This window comes from Ensifer sp. LC163 (genome assembly GCF_001695855.1).
Lineage (GTDB): Bacteria > Pseudomonadota > Alphaproteobacteria > Rhizobiales > Rhizobiaceae > Ensifer.
Genome location: NZ_MBSS01000001.1, coordinates 589,156 through 603,498, shown reverse-complemented (window position 1 = coordinate 603,498; position 14,343 = coordinate 589,156). Strand labels below are relative to the sequence as shown.

Sequence of the window (14,343 nt, the reverse complement as noted above, 5' to 3'; positions counted from 1 at the left end):
GAGTGTAGGCGGATTTCCCTAAGCAGAAATGAAGTCCAGCCCATAACGGGATAGAGCACGCGGCGTATCGGTGGTTGTGATGTAGGTCTGGCCGAGCGTCATCGCGGTGCCGCTGTCGGAATCCATGATGATCATGTGCACGAACAGCGACATGTCCGGCTCGATCTCCTGCGGGTTGCCGGCGTGGAACATCTGGTGCTCCATCCAGGAGGGCGAGAAGCGTGCGCCGAGCGAATAGCCGCAGGCGTTCAGCCGATGCCGGGCAAGGCCGCGTTCGTCCATGATCTTGGCATGCATGTCGAAGACGGTGCCGAAGGTGTTGCCCGGGCGCAGCACCATCTCGATCGCCTGGATGGTCTCGCGGCAGGCGCTGTAAAGCTCGCGGTGGCGGTTGGTCGGTTCGCCGACAACGACGGTGCGCATCATGGCGGCGTGATAATGGGCGCTGACGCCTGCCCATTCGAGCGTCAGCTGATCCTGGCTGTCGAGCAGCCGACGGCCGGCCTTGTAACGGCAGAGCAGCGCGTCGGCGCCGGAGCCGATGATGAACTCGTTGGCGGGGTAGTCGCCGCCGCCGGCTAGGATCGCGCCCTGCATCGCGGCAAGGATATCGGCTTCGTTTGCGCCGGGGCCGATCAGCGGAAGTGCTGCGTCGAGCGCGTCGTCGGCAAGGCTCGCGGCCCTTTCCACATGGGCGATTTCCGCCGGGCTCTTGATCAGGCGCAGGCGGCTGACGAGCAGCGAGGCATCGACAAGCTCGCCGAAGGTCGAAAGCTGGTGGTCGACGAGCCGCGCTGTGCGGCCGGTCATGCCATGGGTGTCGTATTCGACGCCGATGCGGTTGCCGAGCAGGTCCATTTCGCTCAAGAGGTTCTTCAGATCCATCGTCGGGTCGGCGTTGACGCGGTCGACCCAGATCTCGATGCGCTCGATGTTGGAGGTGTGACGGGCCTGGCGCAGGTCGGCCGAGCGCGTGAGCAGCACCATTGAGCCGTCCTTTTTGACCACCAGCGTCTGGAAGAAGCAGTAGCCGAAGGTGTCGTAGCCCGTCAGCCAGTACATGCTTTCCTGCGCAAACAGCAGAACCGCGTCGAGCTTGTCTTCGCGCATCTTCGCGGTCAGCCGCTCAAGGCGGGCGGCATATTCCTCCTGGGCAAATTGCAGCGCCATGTCAGGTCTCCCGTATGCAAATTGCGGATATCTGCCGGCCGTAGTCCGCTTCCTGCCGATGCGTGGTGCGGCGGTAGGAAAAGAAGCGGTCCTCGTCGGCATAGGTGCAGATGTCGAGGTTCTCGGCAGTGATGCCGGCTGCGGTGAGGCGCGCGATGGTCAGGCCCGGCAGGTCGAACATGGCATGCCCGTCGCGTTCGGATGGGTCGAAGAATTGCGCATAGCTGTCGTCGGTTGCGAGGAACCGGTCGACGAACTCGGCGCCGACTTCGTAATTGCGCCGGCTGATCGACGGGCCGAGGCAGGCAACGATGCGCTCGCGACTGGCGCCGAGCGTCAGCATGGCCTCGATGGTGCTTTCGAGCACGCCGCCAAGCGCGCCCTTCCAGCCGGCATGGGCAGCGCCGATGACACCGGCATCCGCGTCGGCAAACAGGATCGGCCCGCAATCGGCCGAAAGCACGCCGAGCACGATGCCCGGCGTCGCCGTCACCAGCGCGTCGGCATCTGGCCGGTTGCCATCATAGCTGCCGTCGACGACGACCGCATCGGGAGAATGGACCTGGTGGACGGTGGCAAGCTGCTCCGGGTCGGCACCGAACCACCGGCTGACACGGGCGCGGTTCTCGCCGACCCGGTGCTTGTCGTCGTTCGAGCCAAGGCCGACATTCAACCCGCGATAGATGCCTTCGGAAACGCCGCCCTGGCGGGTGAAATAACCATGTGCAATCGCCGGACCGGCCTTGTCGCTGAAGAGCGAGCTTTGCACGGGGGAAAGCGCGGCATCGTGCTGCATCGGTGTTTTCGCCCTTTGCTTTGACGTGAGTTTCAATGAGGTTGGGGGCACGTGCGGCCCGGTGGCTGGCGGCTGATTTGCCAGCGCGATGTTGACCCGCGACGGCGGGGCTGTCAATTGCCGAGCGACAGGGGGCCGTCCGGCGGTGGCTCTCGAGCGATGGCGCGAGGTACCAAAGGCAACGTTCAAAGGGCGCTGCAGCACCCTCAATCACTCGCATGATTTTCACCCTGGGGACGTTACCGTCGAAGCAATTATGCCTTCGGTTTGCGGAACGGCGGAAGCGCGATCGGCGGGCTGCTGACGGCGAGCACCTTGAAGAGTTCGCCCATCTTGCCTTCGCCGGATCCGGCAAGCCTGTCGACATCCTCGCGGATGCCTTCCTGGGTCGCTGCATCCTTCTCGCGGCCCAGTGCTGCGGCGCGTTCGAGAAGGCCAAGGCCGATCAGGAAGTCGCCCTGGTGGGCAAGCCCGTTGATCTGCAGGCCATCGCTCTTTGCGCGTCGTGCGAGCTGCTCGAAGTCGACATGGCTGGTCAGGTCGGCGCGGCCGGGATTGGCAAGCGGCGGGTCGTAATGATGGCCGAGCAATGCCTGCAGCGTATCGCCGTAATTGGTCGCCAGGTGCCCATAGTCGATGATGACCGCGGTGCCGCCTCCGATCTTCAACCGTTCGCAAAGGGCGGCCATGACGGCGTCGCGGGCAGGGGCGATCTCGAAGATCGTGCCTTCGGGAACCGCCTGTGCAGGCGTCGGCAGCAGCGTCGGGTCGATGCCGGCGACCCCCGCGGCAAATGTCAGCTCGTCGTCAGCGTTAAGCCCGACCATGCGTTCGCGAAACCCTTGCGGCGTTCGGACGAACTGGCGGATCGGGATGGCATCGAAAAGCTCGTTGGCCGCCAGGAGCAGGAAGCCTTCCGGCAGCGTTTCGAAACTGGTGTGCCATTCCACCTTCTCGCCATGCGCAACCAGCGTTTCCGCCTGCACCTTGCGCAGGCGCTCGCTCGTTTCGACGAGATGGACGCTGGCGGCGGCATAAAGTTCGGGGGAAAGGCGCCTGACGACCCGCAGGACGTCCGACATCATCGTACCGCGGCCGGGACCGATCTCGACGATCATGGTCTGCTTCGGCGTGCCATGCTGCTGCCAGGCATGAACGAGGAAGATGCCGATCATCTCGCCGAAAAGCTGGCTGATTTCCGGGGCCGTGGTGAAGTCGCCCGCTTTGCCGAAGGGTTCGCGGACGCGGTAGTATCCGTATTCCGGATCCGCGAGGCAGAGCGAGAAATAGTCGGTGACGCTGATCGGTCCGTTGGTTCTGATCAGCGTCTTTATCTTGTCCGCGAGTGGTGTCGTCATGCGTCCGTCCAGTTATGCGGCGGCGACGGCGGCCCGGCGTGCCCGGGCGATGGCCCAGATGCCGGCAAGCGCCATCGGCAGCGAAAGCAGCATGCCCATCGTCAGCCAACCGCCGGCGAGATAGCCGATCTGCGCGTCCGGTTCGCGGAAGAATTCGACGAAAATGCGGCTTGCGGCATAACCGAGCACGAAGATGCCGGTGACAAGGCCCGGCGATTTCAGCGCATGGCGGCGATAGATGAACCAGGCGATGACCGCAAGCAGCACGAGGCCCTCGAGCGCTGCCTCGTAGAGCTGGCTCGGGTGGCGGGCAAAGGGGCCACCGGTCGGAAACACCATTGCCCAGGACATGGACGACAGACGGCCCCAGAGTTCGCCATTGATGAAGTTGGCGATGCGGCCGAAGAACAGGCCGATCGGCACTACGGCTGCGACGATGTCGAACATGCTCCAGATGGCGATGCCGTTGCGGCGCGCAAAGATGATCATGGCGATCGTCGTGCCGAGGAAGCCGCCGTGGAACGACATGCCGCCATTCCAGATTTCGAGCGCTCGGATCGGATTTTCGAGAACGGAGCCGAGATCATAGAAGAGGATGTAGCCGATGCGGCCGCCAAGCACGATGCCGCCGGCTGCCCAGAGCAGGAAGTCGTCGAGCTGCGCCAGCGTGGCGGCCGGCTCGCCGTTGCGCCAGAGCGACGTATTCTGCACGAGGCGACGGGCGTAGTACCAGCCAATGAGGATGCCGGCGACATAGGCAAGGCCATACCAATGGACGGCAAGCGGACCGATCTGGAAGATCACGGGGTCGATTTGAGGGAAGGGGAGAATGGCGAGGCGGGTCGCAATGGTTTCCAAAATGTCTTCTCGTTCCGGACCGGTTGTTTTGCCGGAACATGGCGATCGAATCCGGCGGGGTCAAGGCCGTTTGCCGCCGGTGGCCGGCCACAATTTGGTGATTTTTCTTGCATCCGTTCGCGCCTGACCCTACCTGAAAACCAGGACCGCATCGCAATGCGAAGCGGCGGCTGAACATGGAGATCAGGACGATGAGCACAGGCGCCAACCGCATCATGGACGATTTTGCCAAGCTGATGACCGATGCTGCAGGGGCGGCCCAGGGCGTGCGTCGCGAGGTCGAGACCGCCTTTCGCGCCCAGGCCGAGCGCGCGATGAATTCGCTTGATGTCGTCAAGCGCGAGGAGTTCGAAGCCGTGAGGGAAATGGCGATCAAGGCGCGCGACGAAAACGATGCGCTTCTGGCGCGCATCGAGGCTTTGGAAGCGCGCCTCGCCAAAAGCGGCAAGTAACGCGATTCCTGCCAAATAACGGCTTTTCAACGTTTCTACTTCGCCCGCGGATCGATTCTGCGGGCGTTTTGCTGTCGCTATTCCTTGGCGGTGTGAAACGCCGCATATGGTGGTTAATAAAACCTGAAAAGTTTTCCACCTGTGGACACTGGCAAAAAACCCTTATGCCAGAGTCGTTTAACCACCCGCGCTGAATGGAAATGGCAACGCCGAGGCGGTTGTACCCGGCTATTTTTCGGCCGGGGGGCTGGCAGCCTGACTCCGCCATTATACACTGATTTTAAATGATGATTCGAAACGGACCACGCAAGCTCCAGGCAGGGTAAGTCAGCCAGGATGGATGTGAGTTCAGCAATCATAGTGTGTTCTTATTCAGTGCCGGGTTTGCAGAGTTGCGTCTTGTGAACGTGATAACGCGCGCCTGTGTCGCGCCTACTAGGGTGATGCATGAGCCTTTTGGAAATGGAAATCGAGCGTCAGTCCAATCCGGTCGATATGATCGAGTTTGTGGCCGCCACCAATGACTGGTCATTCGAACGGTCGGGCGAGGACGAGATCGCCATGACCGTCGAAGGCAAGTGGGCGGACTACCACGTTTCCTTCTCGTGGATGGAAGAGTTCGAGGCGCTGCATCTTGCCTGCGCCTTCGACATCAAGGTTCCCGATAGCCGCGTCAACGAAGTCATCCGTCTTCTGTCGCACATCAACGGTCAGGTGCTCATGGGGCATTTCGATCTTTGGCGCCAGGAAGAGGTGGTGATCTTCCGCCAGTCGCTGCTGCTCGCCGGCGGCGCCGAGCCCACCAACCAGCAGGTCGAGGTTCTGCTTTCGAGCGCGCTTGACGCCTGCGAGTCCTATTTCCAGGCGTTCCAGTTCGTCGTCTGGTCGGGCATGGATGCGCAGCGCGCCGTCGACGCGGTCCTGTTCGAAACGGTCGGGGAGGCCTGATATGGCTGCCGTCGCTTCCGGTCCCATCGTTCTTGTCGGCGCCGGCAACATGGGCGGCGCCATGCTCAGCGGCTGGCTGAAGAGCGGCGTCAAGGGCGCCGATATTCTCGTGATCGATCCCGGTCCGCAGCCGACCATGGCAAAGCTGATCGCCGACAATGGCGTCAGCCACGCAACTTCGGCTCCTGACGGTGTTGAGGCTGCGGTGGTCTTCATTGCCGTCAAGCCGCAGGTGATGGAGGCGGTGCTGCCGCCGCTGAAGACGCTTGTCGGTCCGGGCACGGTCATCGTTTCGGTTGCCGCCGGCAAGACGCTTGCCTTCATCGAAAGCCATCTGGGCGCTGCCGCCACCGTGCGCGCCATGCCCAACACGCCGGCGATGATCGGGCGCGGTGTCACCGGTGCCTTTGCCAATGCCCGCGTCAGCGACGCGCAGCGCGGCCAGGTGCATGATCTTCTGAAGGTCAGCGGCCCGGTCGAATGGGTCGAGACCGAAGCCGATATCGATGCCGTCACCGCCGTTTCCGGCAGCGGTCCGGCCTATGTCTTCTACCTCGTCGAGTGCATGGCGGAGGCCGGGCGCAAGGCCGGTCTCAAGGCGGACCTCGCCATGCGGCTCGCGCGGGAAACCGTCGCGGGGGCTGGTGAACTCCTTCATCAGTCCCCCGACGACGCTTCGCGGCTGCGCCAGAACGTAACGTCGCCGGGCGGCACGACCGCCGCCGCGCTCGCGGTGCTGATGGCCGATGACGGGATGCAGCCACTTTTCGACAAGGCCATCGCCGCTGCCCGCCAGCGCGCCGAGGAACTGGCCGGTTAATTCAAGAGCATTGTCATGTCGGAAACGATTACTTTCGCAGATTTCGAACGCGTCAATATTCGTGTCGGTACCATCATCGAAGCCGAGGTTTTCCCCGAGGCACGCAAACCGGCCTACAAGCTGAAGATCGATTTCGGCCCTGAGATCGGCATAAAAAAGTCATCAGCGCAGGTCACGGTTCACTACCAGCCTGAGGATCTCGTCGGGCGGCAGATCATGGCCGTGGTCAATTTCCCGCCACGCCAGATCGGTCCGGTCCGTTCCGAAGTTCTGACGCTGGGCTTTGAAGACGAGGCCGGCGCGATCGTGTTGGCCGCTATCGACAAGCCGATCCCCAACGGCCGGAAGCTGATGTGACCCGATGACAATCCATGTTGATCTGATACCCGAGCGCGTGAAGGTTTCCTGCCTTTGGCGCGCGGCCGATGCGGCGCGCGACTGGCGTGCCAGCCACGTTCTCTCGCTGCTCGACCCGGAACTGCCCGATACCGACGTGCCCGTGATCGCCGATGCGAGCCACCGCGTCGTGCGCATGCGCGACCAGGAAAACGCCGTCGCGACGCAACACTTCCCGGACCTTGTGCTTGATGTGTTCGAAGCGATGCGTCCCGCCGCCGAGGAAACGTCGAGCCGCATTCTGGTGCATTGCCACGCCGGCGTCAGCCGATCGACCGCCTTTGCCTATGGGCTGATCGCCCACCAGCTCGGTGCCGGCCGCGAGGACGAGGCTTTCCGGGCGCTGCTGACGATCACCAGAAAGCCCTGGCCGAACCGCCGGATCATCGAGATCCTCGATGCGTCGCTCGGTCGTGAAGGCCGGCTGCTGGCGCCGCTCGACGCCATGCGTGCCCGCCATCCGCGCCGCATCGATGCCTGGCACCGCTTCAATGAGCGACGCGGCCTGATTTCCATCTACACCCGTTAAAGCCTGTTCCCCGAAAGTGTGCAGCGCTTTCGGGGAAACGACCTGTGTCGGTATGCTCACGCATCGGGCAGCAGGGCGTCGGCATAACGCTTGAGCGAGCCGTTGTAGCGGGGCAGATGGCGTGCCAGCCTGCCGAGCGCCAGGCCCGCCGCTTCCCGTGCCCTTCCGGCATCGACGAGCGAGAGCGCCAGAAAGGCGGCGACCGCGTCATCCAGTTCGTCTGATGGCATCGTGCGCTCGGCCTCGAGCAAGGCAATGCTCTCGCCGATCTGCCCGAGATTACGAAGCGTACTCGCAAGCTGGATGGTGGCGCGGCGGCGGCGCGTTCCGGACAGGCCGCCGGCAAGCGCCTGACGGTACAAGGGTGCGGCGTTTGCCTCATTGCCGAGGGAATCCTGAGCCGATGCCCGTTCGAAAAGGCCGATCGGATCGCCGTCCGGCAACTCTGCCGCCAGCGCTTCCAGTTGCTCGACGAACGCTCCCGCGTCCATATGGCTGAAATCGGCCCAGTGCAGAGCCAGTCGCTGTTCCCAATCGTCCCAGTCTAGCGTGTCGGACATATCAGGCACCTCCGTATTTGCAGCATTGACCGGCTTGCCACGATCACGCCGGCACGCGCACGGTTGCCCGCAGACCGCCAAGCGGGCTGTCGCCGAGCGTGACGTTGCCGCCGTGGCTACGGGCGATGTCGCGGGCGATCGCCAGGCCGAGACCGGTTCCTGAACTGTCGAGGTTGCGCGCCTCGTCCAGGCGGAAGAACGGCTTGAACACATCCTCGCGCGAGCGCTCCGGGATGCCGGGGCCGTCGTCGTCGACGGTGATCGTCACCCATTTGGCGCTGTGGCGTGCGTCGATGTTGACCCGGTTGGCGTAGCGGTAGGCGTTGGATGCGAGGTTTGCGACGAGGCGCGTGAAGGCGTTCGGTCGGACGCGGACCTCATCCTCGCCCTCGATCGAGGTGGTCAGAGTCTTGCCGTGCAGTTCGGCCTCGGCGGCAAGGCGCGTCATCAGGTCGCTGAGCTTCAATTGCCCGACGTCTTCCTCCGCCTCGCCACGGGCGAAGGCGAGGTAGCCTTCGAGCATGTTCTGCATGTCGTCGACATCCTGATTGAGGCTCTCGAGGTCCGGGTTGTTGCCGGCCAGCGCCAGTTGCAGCCTGAAGCGGGTCAGGATGGTTCGAAGGTCGTGGCTGACGCCGGTGAGCATGGCCGTGCGCTGCTCGATCTGGCGCTCGATGCGCTCGCGCATCTGGATGAAGGCGAGGCCGGCGCGGCGAATTTCATCGGCGCCGCGCGGCGCGAAGTCGTCGATCTTCTGGCCTTTGCCGAAACTCTCTGCCGCTTTGGTCAAAGCCAGGATCGGCCGGATCTGTCCGCGCAGGAACAGGATGGCGATCGACAGCAGCACGAGCGAGGTGCCGACCATCCAGACGATGAAGATATGCGTGTTGGAGGCGTAGGCCTGGTTGCGTCGGGCATAGACCCGGAGCATGCGGCCGTCGTCGAGCTTGATGCGGATTTCGACAAGGTTGGAATTGCCGACCGTGTCGATCCAGAAGGGGCGGCGGATCTGACTGGAAATCTCCTCGCTCAGAATCTGATCGAGGATTTCGAAGAACGGCTTTGGCCGCGGCGGCGGCAGTTCGCCGCCCGGTTCGACCGAGATGCTGAGATCGAGCTGGTCGCGGGCGATGCGGACGATTTCGGAGATATCGCGATCGGCGGGGAAGGTGGCGATCAGATCGACGATCGCAGCGACGTCGCCGGTGACGGCGGCCGAGAGGCGCTGCGTCACCAATTGCCAGTGTCGCTCCATGAAGACGAAGGCGACAACCGACTGCAGCAGCACCATCGGGATGATGACGATAAGCAGCGAGCGGGCATAAAGCCCCATCGGCAATCGCCGGCGCAGCCAGCGGGTGAAGCGCTTCCACGGGTTGTCGGTCGCGTTTGCCGCCTCGCGCCGGATGCTGTCAAAGCTTGCCATCGGTTTCCGCTGCGCTCATCGAAAGGATCGCCACTCTGAAGCGCGTCGCGATCTCTTCGATTCGCTCCTTGCGCTTTAATTTCTTGTATCTGCGCATGTCGTTATCGCAAAACCGCTGCGCACTTTTGCGCGACATGCTCTAGTCCACGCTCAGCCTGTAGCCGATGCCGCGGACCGTCTGCAGCCAAACGGGATTGGAAGGATCGTCCTCGATCTTGCGCCTCAGGCGATTGATCTGGACGTCGATGGTACGCTCGCCGACCTCGGCGTCGTCGCCGATCAGTTCGTGCCGGGGGATCGTCTCGCCGGCGCGTTGCGAGAACAGTGTCATGATTTCCTGCTCACGGTCGGTGAGGCGGATGTGATCGGCGCCGCGGCGAAGCTCCTTGCGCACCACGGAGAAGGTGTAGGGACCGAAGATCACCTGGTCAACCTTGGGCGCCTGCGCGGGCTGGTTGCGCCGCAGGATATTGCTGATGCGCAGCACCAGTTCGCGTGGCTCGAAGGGCTTGGAGAGATAATCGTCGGCGCCGGCTTCAAGGCCTTCGATGCGGGAATTCGATTCCGCCAGCGCCGTCAGCATCAGGATCGGCACTGTCTTGATCTGGCGCAGGCTCTGCGTCAGGGAAATGCCGCTTTCGCCGGGCATCATCACATCGACGATCAAGAGGTCGAAATCGAGACCGACGAGCTTGCGTCGCGCTTCATCGGCGTCGGCGGCGGTCGTGACGCGAAAACCCTGTTCGACCAGATAGCGATTGAGCAGATCGCGGATGCGCCTGTCGTCGTCGACGACCAGAAGATGGGCGGCATCGTCGGAGACTGTCGCTTTTGTTGTCATGCCTAGCTTTCCCCCGTCGCCCGCCGATCGCGGGCTTTCGACATTTCAGTCCCCGGCGCCGTTCTTCATGCAGGCAAGGAAGCGCTTGACGGTGTCGCGTGCGCCGGGACCCGTCTTTGCCAATGCATCGGCTATGCGGCGGGACTGTGGCTCGGCAAGCGCGCGTGCGAGCGCCTGACCTTCCTCGGTGGTGTAGAGCATGCGCTGGCGCCGGTCCTCGGGCCCTGTAACTTGCCGGATATAACCGGAATCGATCAGTTGCTTGAGCACGCGGGCAAGGCTCTGCTTGGTGATCTTGAGCGTGTCGAGCAGGTCTGCCACGGTCATGCCCGGCTCGCGGTCGACGAAATGCACGACGCGATGATGCGCGCGGCCGAAGCCGCTCTTTTCGAGGATCGCATCCGGATCGGAGGTGAAGTCGCGATAGGCGAAGAAAAGCAGCTCGATGATTTCGAAGTCGATCGTATCATCGTCATGCGCGACCGTGTCGGCCACATATCGGTTGTCTTCTTTGGATTGGCCGGCCACGCGGTCATTTCCTTTCAGCCAAGTTGCAACTTACGAAACAATCGGAAAAATATGTCAGCTTTATTGACATATTTTTACCGCGTTGGTAGCGTCCATGCTCGGTAAGCGAGACATTTGGCGGCGGTAACACCTCGGGAGGATATGCCGCGCCGCACTGATCGCAAATCCAAAATCTCGAAATTGAATTTTCCCACAATCAGTTTGCCGATAAACTGAAAGCGGGAAGATAATCAACAGCAAGAATGGCGCACAAGCGCCGGAGGACGACATCATGGCAGCGGTTCCTTTTGATCAGTTGGACGGCGAGATCTGGTTCAATGGCGAGTTCGTCGCGTGGAAAGACGCCAAGATCCATGTGCTGACCCACGGTCTGCACTACGCAAGTGCGGTATTCGAAGGCGAACGCGCCTATGGCGGGCGCATCTTCAAGCTCACCGAGCACAACCAGCGCCTTCACAACTCCGCCGAAATCCTCGGCTTCAAGATTCCCTATACGGTCGAAGAACTGGATGCGGCAAGCGTCGAGCTTTTGAAGCGCCAGGGCTTTTCCGAAGCCTATGCCCGGCCGATCGCCTGGCGCGGCAGCGAGATGATGGGTGTTTCGGCCCAGAGCAACCGCATCAACGTGGCGATCGCCATCTGGCAATGGGGCAGCTATTTCAACCCGGCCGAAAAGCTCAAGGGCATTCGTCTCGATATCGCCGAATGGCGCCGCCCGGATCCGAAGACGGCGCCGTCGAAGTCGAAGGCTGCCGGCCTCTACATGATCTGCACCATTTCCAAGCATGCGGCGGAAGCCAAGGGCTATGCCGACGCGATGATGCTCGACTATCGCGGTCAGGTGGCGGAAGCAACCGGCGCCAACATCTTCTTCGTCAAGGACGGCGTGATCCACACGCCGGTTCCGGACTGCTTCCTCGACGGCATCACACGGCGCACGGTGATCGAGCTTGCCAAGCGCCGCGGCTACCAGGTGGTCGAACGGGTGATCATGCCGGAAGAACTGTCTGATTTCAGCGAGTGCTTCCTCACCGGTTCCGCCGCCGAGGTCACGCCGGTTTCCGAGATCGGCCCCTATCGCTTCACGCCGGCAACCATCTGCGAAACGCTGATGAACGACTATATGAAGGAAGTCTATCCGGTTGCTGCGGCGGCCGAATAATCCGCCTCGCTACGGCGCCGCGCGTCTAAATAGACGCGCGGCGCTGTAAATCGATCCCGATTTAAGGAATTATGCAGTAGAATGCAGAAAAGGCGGCCATGGGCCGCCTTTTGTCTTGCTACGGATATCGTCCGGAAGGCGTCAGGCTTGCTTGCCGAGGAACTGACCGACGATGCCGCTCAACACGCCGCCGCCGACGAGCCCGCCAAGCGCCTGCATGGCAAGACCAGTCGCGGCTGTTTCGCCGCCGAGCATCTGGATCAGGAATCCTCCGCCGAGGCCGCCGATAGCGCCGACGATCGTGCGTGCGACGACACTGAATGCCCCTTGCTTCAAGACTGCGCTGGCTGCGTTTCCGCCGGCCGCCCCCGCGATCAATTGGGTAATGATTGGCATTAATGCTTCCATTGATCCCTCCGTATCAAGGCCCGCCGAAGACGAGCCGCCAAATGCCGATGATCCGGCAAGGATAGGTTGAGACCGAATCTGGACTCTTGTCAATTTGGCGAAGTGACGGCGGCGGCGCAGGAAGGCTTTGCTCGCTAAAATGTTGCCGTTTCATGCCGAAAACGGCAATTATCGAGCTCTAAAAGGCAGAAGACGACAGAATTACTACAACGTTCGGACACTGTTTTCGCCGAGCTGGGTGTGCAACCACTGATTCGCTGCAGTGCAAACGAGAACTCCAGCGGCCAAGGTCCGCTGGAGCTGGTTGGGCGTTTTGCCTCTGATTGGGCGCGGCGTTTAGCGATAGACGTAAACGATACGGCGCGTTGCCGGCTCGACCAGAACAGGCTGGCCGTTGATGCTGACATAATCGTAGTCGTAGTCCGGCACCCGGCGCACTTCGACCGCTTGCGGCAGTTCGGCGCCGACAACGACTTCGCCGTCGAGATAGATGGTTTTGCCAGGGTTGGTGGTGATATAGGTCCGTACGGTGTCCGGCGGTACGATGGGCTCGACGTCTTCCACAGGGCCAAGCAACTCGTCGCCCGGTGCCGGCAGTGGCGGATCGCCAGCTTGCGCCTCATAGGTCACGACCGGGACTGCAAGGTCGGAGCGTCGATCCTGAACGACGACGGCCGAGCCGTCGAAATCGGTTGTCAGATATTGGGCATAGACCCAGCCGCGAAGGCCGTTGACGTCGATGCGGCACCACTTGCTGCCTTCGATGCAGCCATCAAGGACCGCAATGCTGCCACGTGTGGCCAAACCAACGGTCGGATATTGCGGGCCCGGGCCGGCGCGGACATTGAGGTCAGTGACGGTTGTGGCGGTCATGGCTGCGAAGGCTGCCGAAGTGCCAGCTACGAGTACGAAACCTGCAGCCGCGGCAGTTCGCAACAGGGGGCTGGTAAGGTTCTTCATCATCATGCTCCTTCTTTATGGCTGAGGGGCAAACGCGGCGATGGTGGGGATGTTCCCCCGGTAACGTCACGAAATGTGAAGATGCGACATACTCAAACTGCAGCGGTTCAACCCGGCGTTAGCCTAAGGGAACCGTTTCGCGATCGAGGTGCTCTTCCTGTCTATGTCGGGCAGGGCGCTTGCGGCAAACGATCAGCGGTATGCCCGCGCGAAGAAGGCGAGCGCAGGCAGGAGAGGGAGGTTCAATGTCGAATTCAGCTGTTAATCCGATAAACCCCGCCGTCAACGCATTGCGCCCGGTGGTGGCCATCGTCGTTGCCGCCGAGTTGCTTGTCTCGGCCCTGTTGCTCGCCACTGTACAATTCCCGACACCCCACCTCCCCTCTGCGGAAATTGCAAGCCTGCGTTAATTCGCGCTGTGTCTGATGCCGTTTGGCGCTATAGGTGTGCCAACGACATCTGAGTGAGGCACAGACGGCATGCTACAGGCGGGCATTATCCCGGTTACTCATTTCCAGCAGAACTGCACGGTTCTCTTCGACGCTGAAACCAAGGAAGGCGTGATTGTCGATCCCGGCGGCGACGTTGACGTGATCCTGCAGACCATCCAGGAGAACGGCATCACGCTGAAGGCGATCTGGCTGACGCACGGCCACATCGACCATGCCGGCGGCGCCAAGGAACTGAAGGAAGCGCTCGGGCTTTCGATCATCGGTCCGCACAAGGACGATCTGCCGCTGCTGTCGCGGCTCGAAGAGCAGGCAGAGAAATTCGGGCTGGCGATGAAGGTCGAAAACGTCGTGCCCGACCAGTGGCTGGAAGACGGCGATACCGTCGCCTTCGGCAACCATGTGTTCGAAGTCCTGCATTGCCCCGGCCATGCGCCTGGCCATGTGGTCTATTTCAACCGGGCGCAGAATTTCGCCCATGTCGGCGACGTGCTGTTTCACGGCTCGATTGGCCGAACCGATCTTCCCGGCGGCAACCACCAGCAACTGCTCGATTCCATACGCGACAAGATCCTGCCGCTTGGTGATCAGGTCGGTTTCATCTGCGGGCACGGTCCTGGCGGTCAGATCGGCGAGGAGCGGCGCACCAATCCCTATTTGCGGGGTCTCTGACCCCTCCTGC

Annotated in this window: 19 protein-coding genes; 8 read left to right on the top strand and 11 right to left on the bottom strand. The window is 62.1% G+C overall.

What is annotated here, in order from left to right; all coding sequences use genetic code 11:
* Nucleotides 1-18: 18 nt before the first annotated feature.
* The 4 genes from BC360_RS02955 to lgt all read right to left on the bottom strand — a co-directional run bounded on the left by BC360_RS02955 (nt 19) and on the right by lgt (nt 4,182).
* The gene (locus tag BC360_RS02955; RefSeq protein ID WP_065786368.1) at nt 19-1,170 is read right to left on the bottom strand and encodes a M24 family metallopeptidase; all 1,152 of its coding nucleotides are present in this window, start codon (nt 1,168-1,170) and stop codon (nt 19-21) included.
* A gap of 1 nt (nt 1,171) precedes the next feature.
* A complete protein-coding gene (gene pgeF, locus BC360_RS02950) occupies nt 1,172-1,966 on the bottom strand; it encodes a peptidoglycan editing factor PgeF (RefSeq protein ID WP_065786369.1) in 795 nt (264 codons plus the stop codon).
* Nucleotides 1,967-2,220: 254 nt separating this feature from the next.
* Entirely contained in the window at nt 2,221-3,324 is a 1,104-nt protein-coding gene (locus BC360_RS02945) for a class I SAM-dependent methyltransferase (RefSeq protein ID WP_065794150.1), read from the bottom strand.
* Nucleotides 3,325-3,336: 12 nt separating this feature from the next.
* Complete coding sequence (gene lgt, locus BC360_RS02940; RefSeq protein WP_065786371.1) at nt 3,337-4,182, bottom strand: prolipoprotein diacylglyceryl transferase; 846 nt, start codon at nt 4,180-4,182, stop codon at nt 3,337-3,339.
* A 191-nt stretch (nt 4,183-4,373) separates the two neighbouring features.
* Here lgt and BC360_RS02935 point away from each other — a divergent pair, with 191 nt between their 5' ends.
* The 5 genes from BC360_RS02935 to BC360_RS02915 all read left to right on the top strand — a co-directional run bounded on the left by BC360_RS02935 (nt 4,374) and on the right by BC360_RS02915 (nt 7,327).
* On the top strand, nt 4,374-4,634 hold the full coding sequence (locus tag BC360_RS02935) for an accessory factor UbiK family protein (RefSeq protein WP_065786372.1): 261 nt from the start codon (nt 4,374-4,376) through the stop codon (nt 4,632-4,634).
* A 447-nt stretch (nt 4,635-5,081) separates the two neighbouring features.
* Nucleotides 5,082-5,582, top strand: coding sequence for a YbjN domain-containing protein (locus BC360_RS02930; protein WP_025427918.1), 501 nt, complete (start codon nt 5,082-5,084; stop codon nt 5,580-5,582).
* A gap of 1 nt (nt 5,583) precedes the next feature.
* On the top strand, nt 5,584-6,402 hold the full coding sequence (proC, locus tag BC360_RS02925; RefSeq protein ID WP_065794149.1) for a pyrroline-5-carboxylate reductase: 819 nt from the start codon (nt 5,584-5,586) through the stop codon (nt 6,400-6,402).
* A 15-nt stretch (nt 6,403-6,417) separates the two neighbouring features.
* Nucleotides 6,418-6,759 (top strand): tRNA-binding protein, encoded by a 342-nt coding sequence (locus tag BC360_RS02920; RefSeq protein ID WP_065786374.1) that lies wholly within the window; start codon nt 6,418-6,420, stop codon nt 6,757-6,759.
* Nucleotides 6,760-6,763: 4 nt separating this feature from the next.
* The gene (locus BC360_RS02915) at nt 6,764-7,327 is read left to right on the top strand and encodes a dual specificity protein phosphatase family protein (protein ID WP_065786375.1); all 564 of its coding nucleotides are present in this window, start codon (nt 6,764-6,766) and stop codon (nt 7,325-7,327) included.
* Nucleotides 7,328-7,383: 56 nt separating this feature from the next.
* Here BC360_RS02915 and BC360_RS02910 read toward each other — a convergent pair whose 3' ends face one another.
* From BC360_RS02910 to BC360_RS02895, 5 genes are read right to left on the bottom strand one after another with little or no spacing between them, the layout of a single operon-like run.
* Complete coding sequence (locus BC360_RS02910; RefSeq protein WP_065794148.1) at nt 7,384-7,887, bottom strand: tetratricopeptide repeat protein; 504 nt, start codon at nt 7,885-7,887, stop codon at nt 7,384-7,386.
* 43 nt (nt 7,888-7,930) lie between these two features.
* Nucleotides 7,931-9,313 carry an ATP-binding protein gene (locus BC360_RS02905; RefSeq protein ID WP_065786377.1) on the bottom strand — a complete coding sequence of 461 codons (1,383 nt, stop codon included), beginning with the start codon at nt 9,311-9,313 and terminating at the stop codon, nt 7,931-7,933.
* A complete protein-coding gene (locus BC360_RS32075; RefSeq protein WP_161491354.1) occupies nt 9,300-9,449 on the bottom strand; it encodes a hypothetical protein in 150 nt (49 codons plus the stop codon). Before BC360_RS32075 ends, BC360_RS02905 begins: the two co-directional genes overlap by 14 nt.
* A 3-nt stretch (nt 9,450-9,452) precedes the next feature.
* Complete coding sequence (locus tag BC360_RS02900; protein WP_065786378.1) at nt 9,453-10,154, bottom strand: response regulator; 702 nt, start codon at nt 10,152-10,154, stop codon at nt 9,453-9,455.
* A gap of 45 nt (nt 10,155-10,199) precedes the next feature.
* Entirely contained in the window at nt 10,200-10,682 is a 483-nt protein-coding gene (locus BC360_RS02895; protein WP_065786379.1) for a MarR family winged helix-turn-helix transcriptional regulator, read from the bottom strand.
* 271 nt (nt 10,683-10,953) lie between these two features.
* On the opposite strand from BC360_RS02895, the gene BC360_RS02890 reads away from it, so the two are divergent.
* Nucleotides 10,954-11,844 carry a branched-chain amino acid aminotransferase gene (locus tag BC360_RS02890; protein ID WP_065786380.1) on the top strand — a complete coding sequence of 297 codons (891 nt, stop codon included), beginning with the start codon at nt 10,954-10,956 and terminating at the stop codon, nt 11,842-11,844.
* Between the two features lie 141 nt (nt 11,845-11,985).
* Here the strand turns inward: BC360_RS02890 and BC360_RS02885 are convergent, their stop codons facing one another.
* Together BC360_RS02885 and BC360_RS02880 are read right to left on the bottom strand one after the other, a co-directional pair.
* Complete coding sequence (locus tag BC360_RS02885) at nt 11,986-12,252, bottom strand: hypothetical protein (RefSeq protein ID WP_065786381.1); 267 nt, start codon at nt 12,250-12,252, stop codon at nt 11,986-11,988.
* Nucleotides 12,253-12,588: 336 nt separating this feature from the next.
* A complete protein-coding gene (locus tag BC360_RS02880) occupies nt 12,589-13,212 on the bottom strand; it encodes a DUF1236 domain-containing protein (RefSeq protein WP_065786382.1) in 624 nt (207 codons plus the stop codon).
* 245 nt (nt 13,213-13,457) lie between these two features.
* On the opposite strand from BC360_RS02880, the gene BC360_RS32290 reads away from it, so the two are divergent.
* Both BC360_RS32290 and BC360_RS02875 read left to right on the top strand, forming a co-directional pair.
* A complete protein-coding gene (locus tag BC360_RS32290; protein ID WP_167590797.1) occupies nt 13,458-13,622 on the top strand; it encodes a hypothetical protein in 165 nt (54 codons plus the stop codon).
* A 69-nt stretch (nt 13,623-13,691) separates the two neighbouring features.
* Complete coding sequence (locus BC360_RS02875; RefSeq protein WP_065786383.1) at nt 13,692-14,333, top strand: MBL fold metallo-hydrolase; 642 nt, start codon at nt 13,692-13,694, stop codon at nt 14,331-14,333.
* Nucleotides 14,334-14,343 lie beyond the last annotated feature (10 nt).

What these genes read in the sequence shown, in the direction of transcription:
- BC360_RS02915 (WP_065786375.1), top strand. Translation starts at nt 6,764, where the DNA reads ATGACAATCCATGTTGATCTGATACCCGAGCGCGTGAAGGTTTCCTGC.
- BC360_RS02930 (WP_025427918.1), top strand. Translation starts at nt 5,082, where the DNA reads ATGAGCCTTTTGGAAATGGAAATCGAGCGTCAGTCCAATCCGGTCGAT.
- BC360_RS32290 (WP_167590797.1), top strand. Translation starts at nt 13,458, where the DNA reads ATGTCGAATTCAGCTGTTAATCCGATAAACCCCGCCGTCAACGCATTG.
- BC360_RS02920 (WP_065786374.1), top strand. Translation starts at nt 6,418, where the DNA reads ATGTCGGAAACGATTACTTTCGCAGATTTCGAACGCGTCAATATTCGT.
- BC360_RS02875 (WP_065786383.1), top strand. Translation starts at nt 13,692, where the DNA reads ATGCTACAGGCGGGCATTATCCCGGTTACTCATTTCCAGCAGAACTGC.
- proC (WP_065794149.1), top strand. Translation starts at nt 5,584, where the DNA reads ATGGCTGCCGTCGCTTCCGGTCCCATCGTTCTTGTCGGCGCCGGCAAC.
- BC360_RS02955 (WP_065786368.1), bottom strand. Translation starts at nt 1,170, where the DNA reads ATGGCGCTGCAATTTGCCCAGGAGGAATATGCCGCCCGCCTTGAGCGG.
- BC360_RS02900 (WP_065786378.1), bottom strand. Translation starts at nt 10,154, where the DNA reads ATGACAACAAAAGCGACAGTCTCCGACGATGCCGCCCATCTTCTGGTC.
- BC360_RS32075 (WP_161491354.1), bottom strand. Translation starts at nt 9,449, where the DNA reads ATGTCGCGCAAAAGTGCGCAGCGGTTTTGCGATAACGACATGCGCAGA.
- BC360_RS02890 (WP_065786380.1), top strand. Translation starts at nt 10,954, where the DNA reads ATGGCAGCGGTTCCTTTTGATCAGTTGGACGGCGAGATCTGGTTCAAT.
- BC360_RS02935 (WP_065786372.1), top strand. Translation starts at nt 4,374, where the DNA reads ATGAGCACAGGCGCCAACCGCATCATGGACGATTTTGCCAAGCTGATG.
- pgeF (WP_065786369.1), bottom strand. Translation starts at nt 1,966, where the DNA reads ATGCAGCACGATGCCGCGCTTTCCCCCGTGCAAAGCTCGCTCTTCAGC.
- BC360_RS02885 (WP_065786381.1), bottom strand. Translation starts at nt 12,252, where the DNA reads ATGGAAGCATTAATGCCAATCATTACCCAATTGATCGCGGGGGCGGCC.
- BC360_RS02905 (WP_065786377.1), bottom strand. Translation starts at nt 9,313, where the DNA reads ATGGCAAGCTTTGACAGCATCCGGCGCGAGGCGGCAAACGCGACCGAC.
- BC360_RS02945 (WP_065794150.1), bottom strand. Translation starts at nt 3,324, where the DNA reads ATGACGACACCACTCGCGGACAAGATAAAGACGCTGATCAGAACCAAC.
- BC360_RS02910 (WP_065794148.1), bottom strand. Translation starts at nt 7,887, where the DNA reads ATGTCCGACACGCTAGACTGGGACGATTGGGAACAGCGACTGGCTCTG.
- BC360_RS02880 (WP_065786382.1), bottom strand. Translation starts at nt 13,212, where the DNA reads ATGAAGAACCTTACCAGCCCCCTGTTGCGAACTGCCGCGGCTGCAGGT.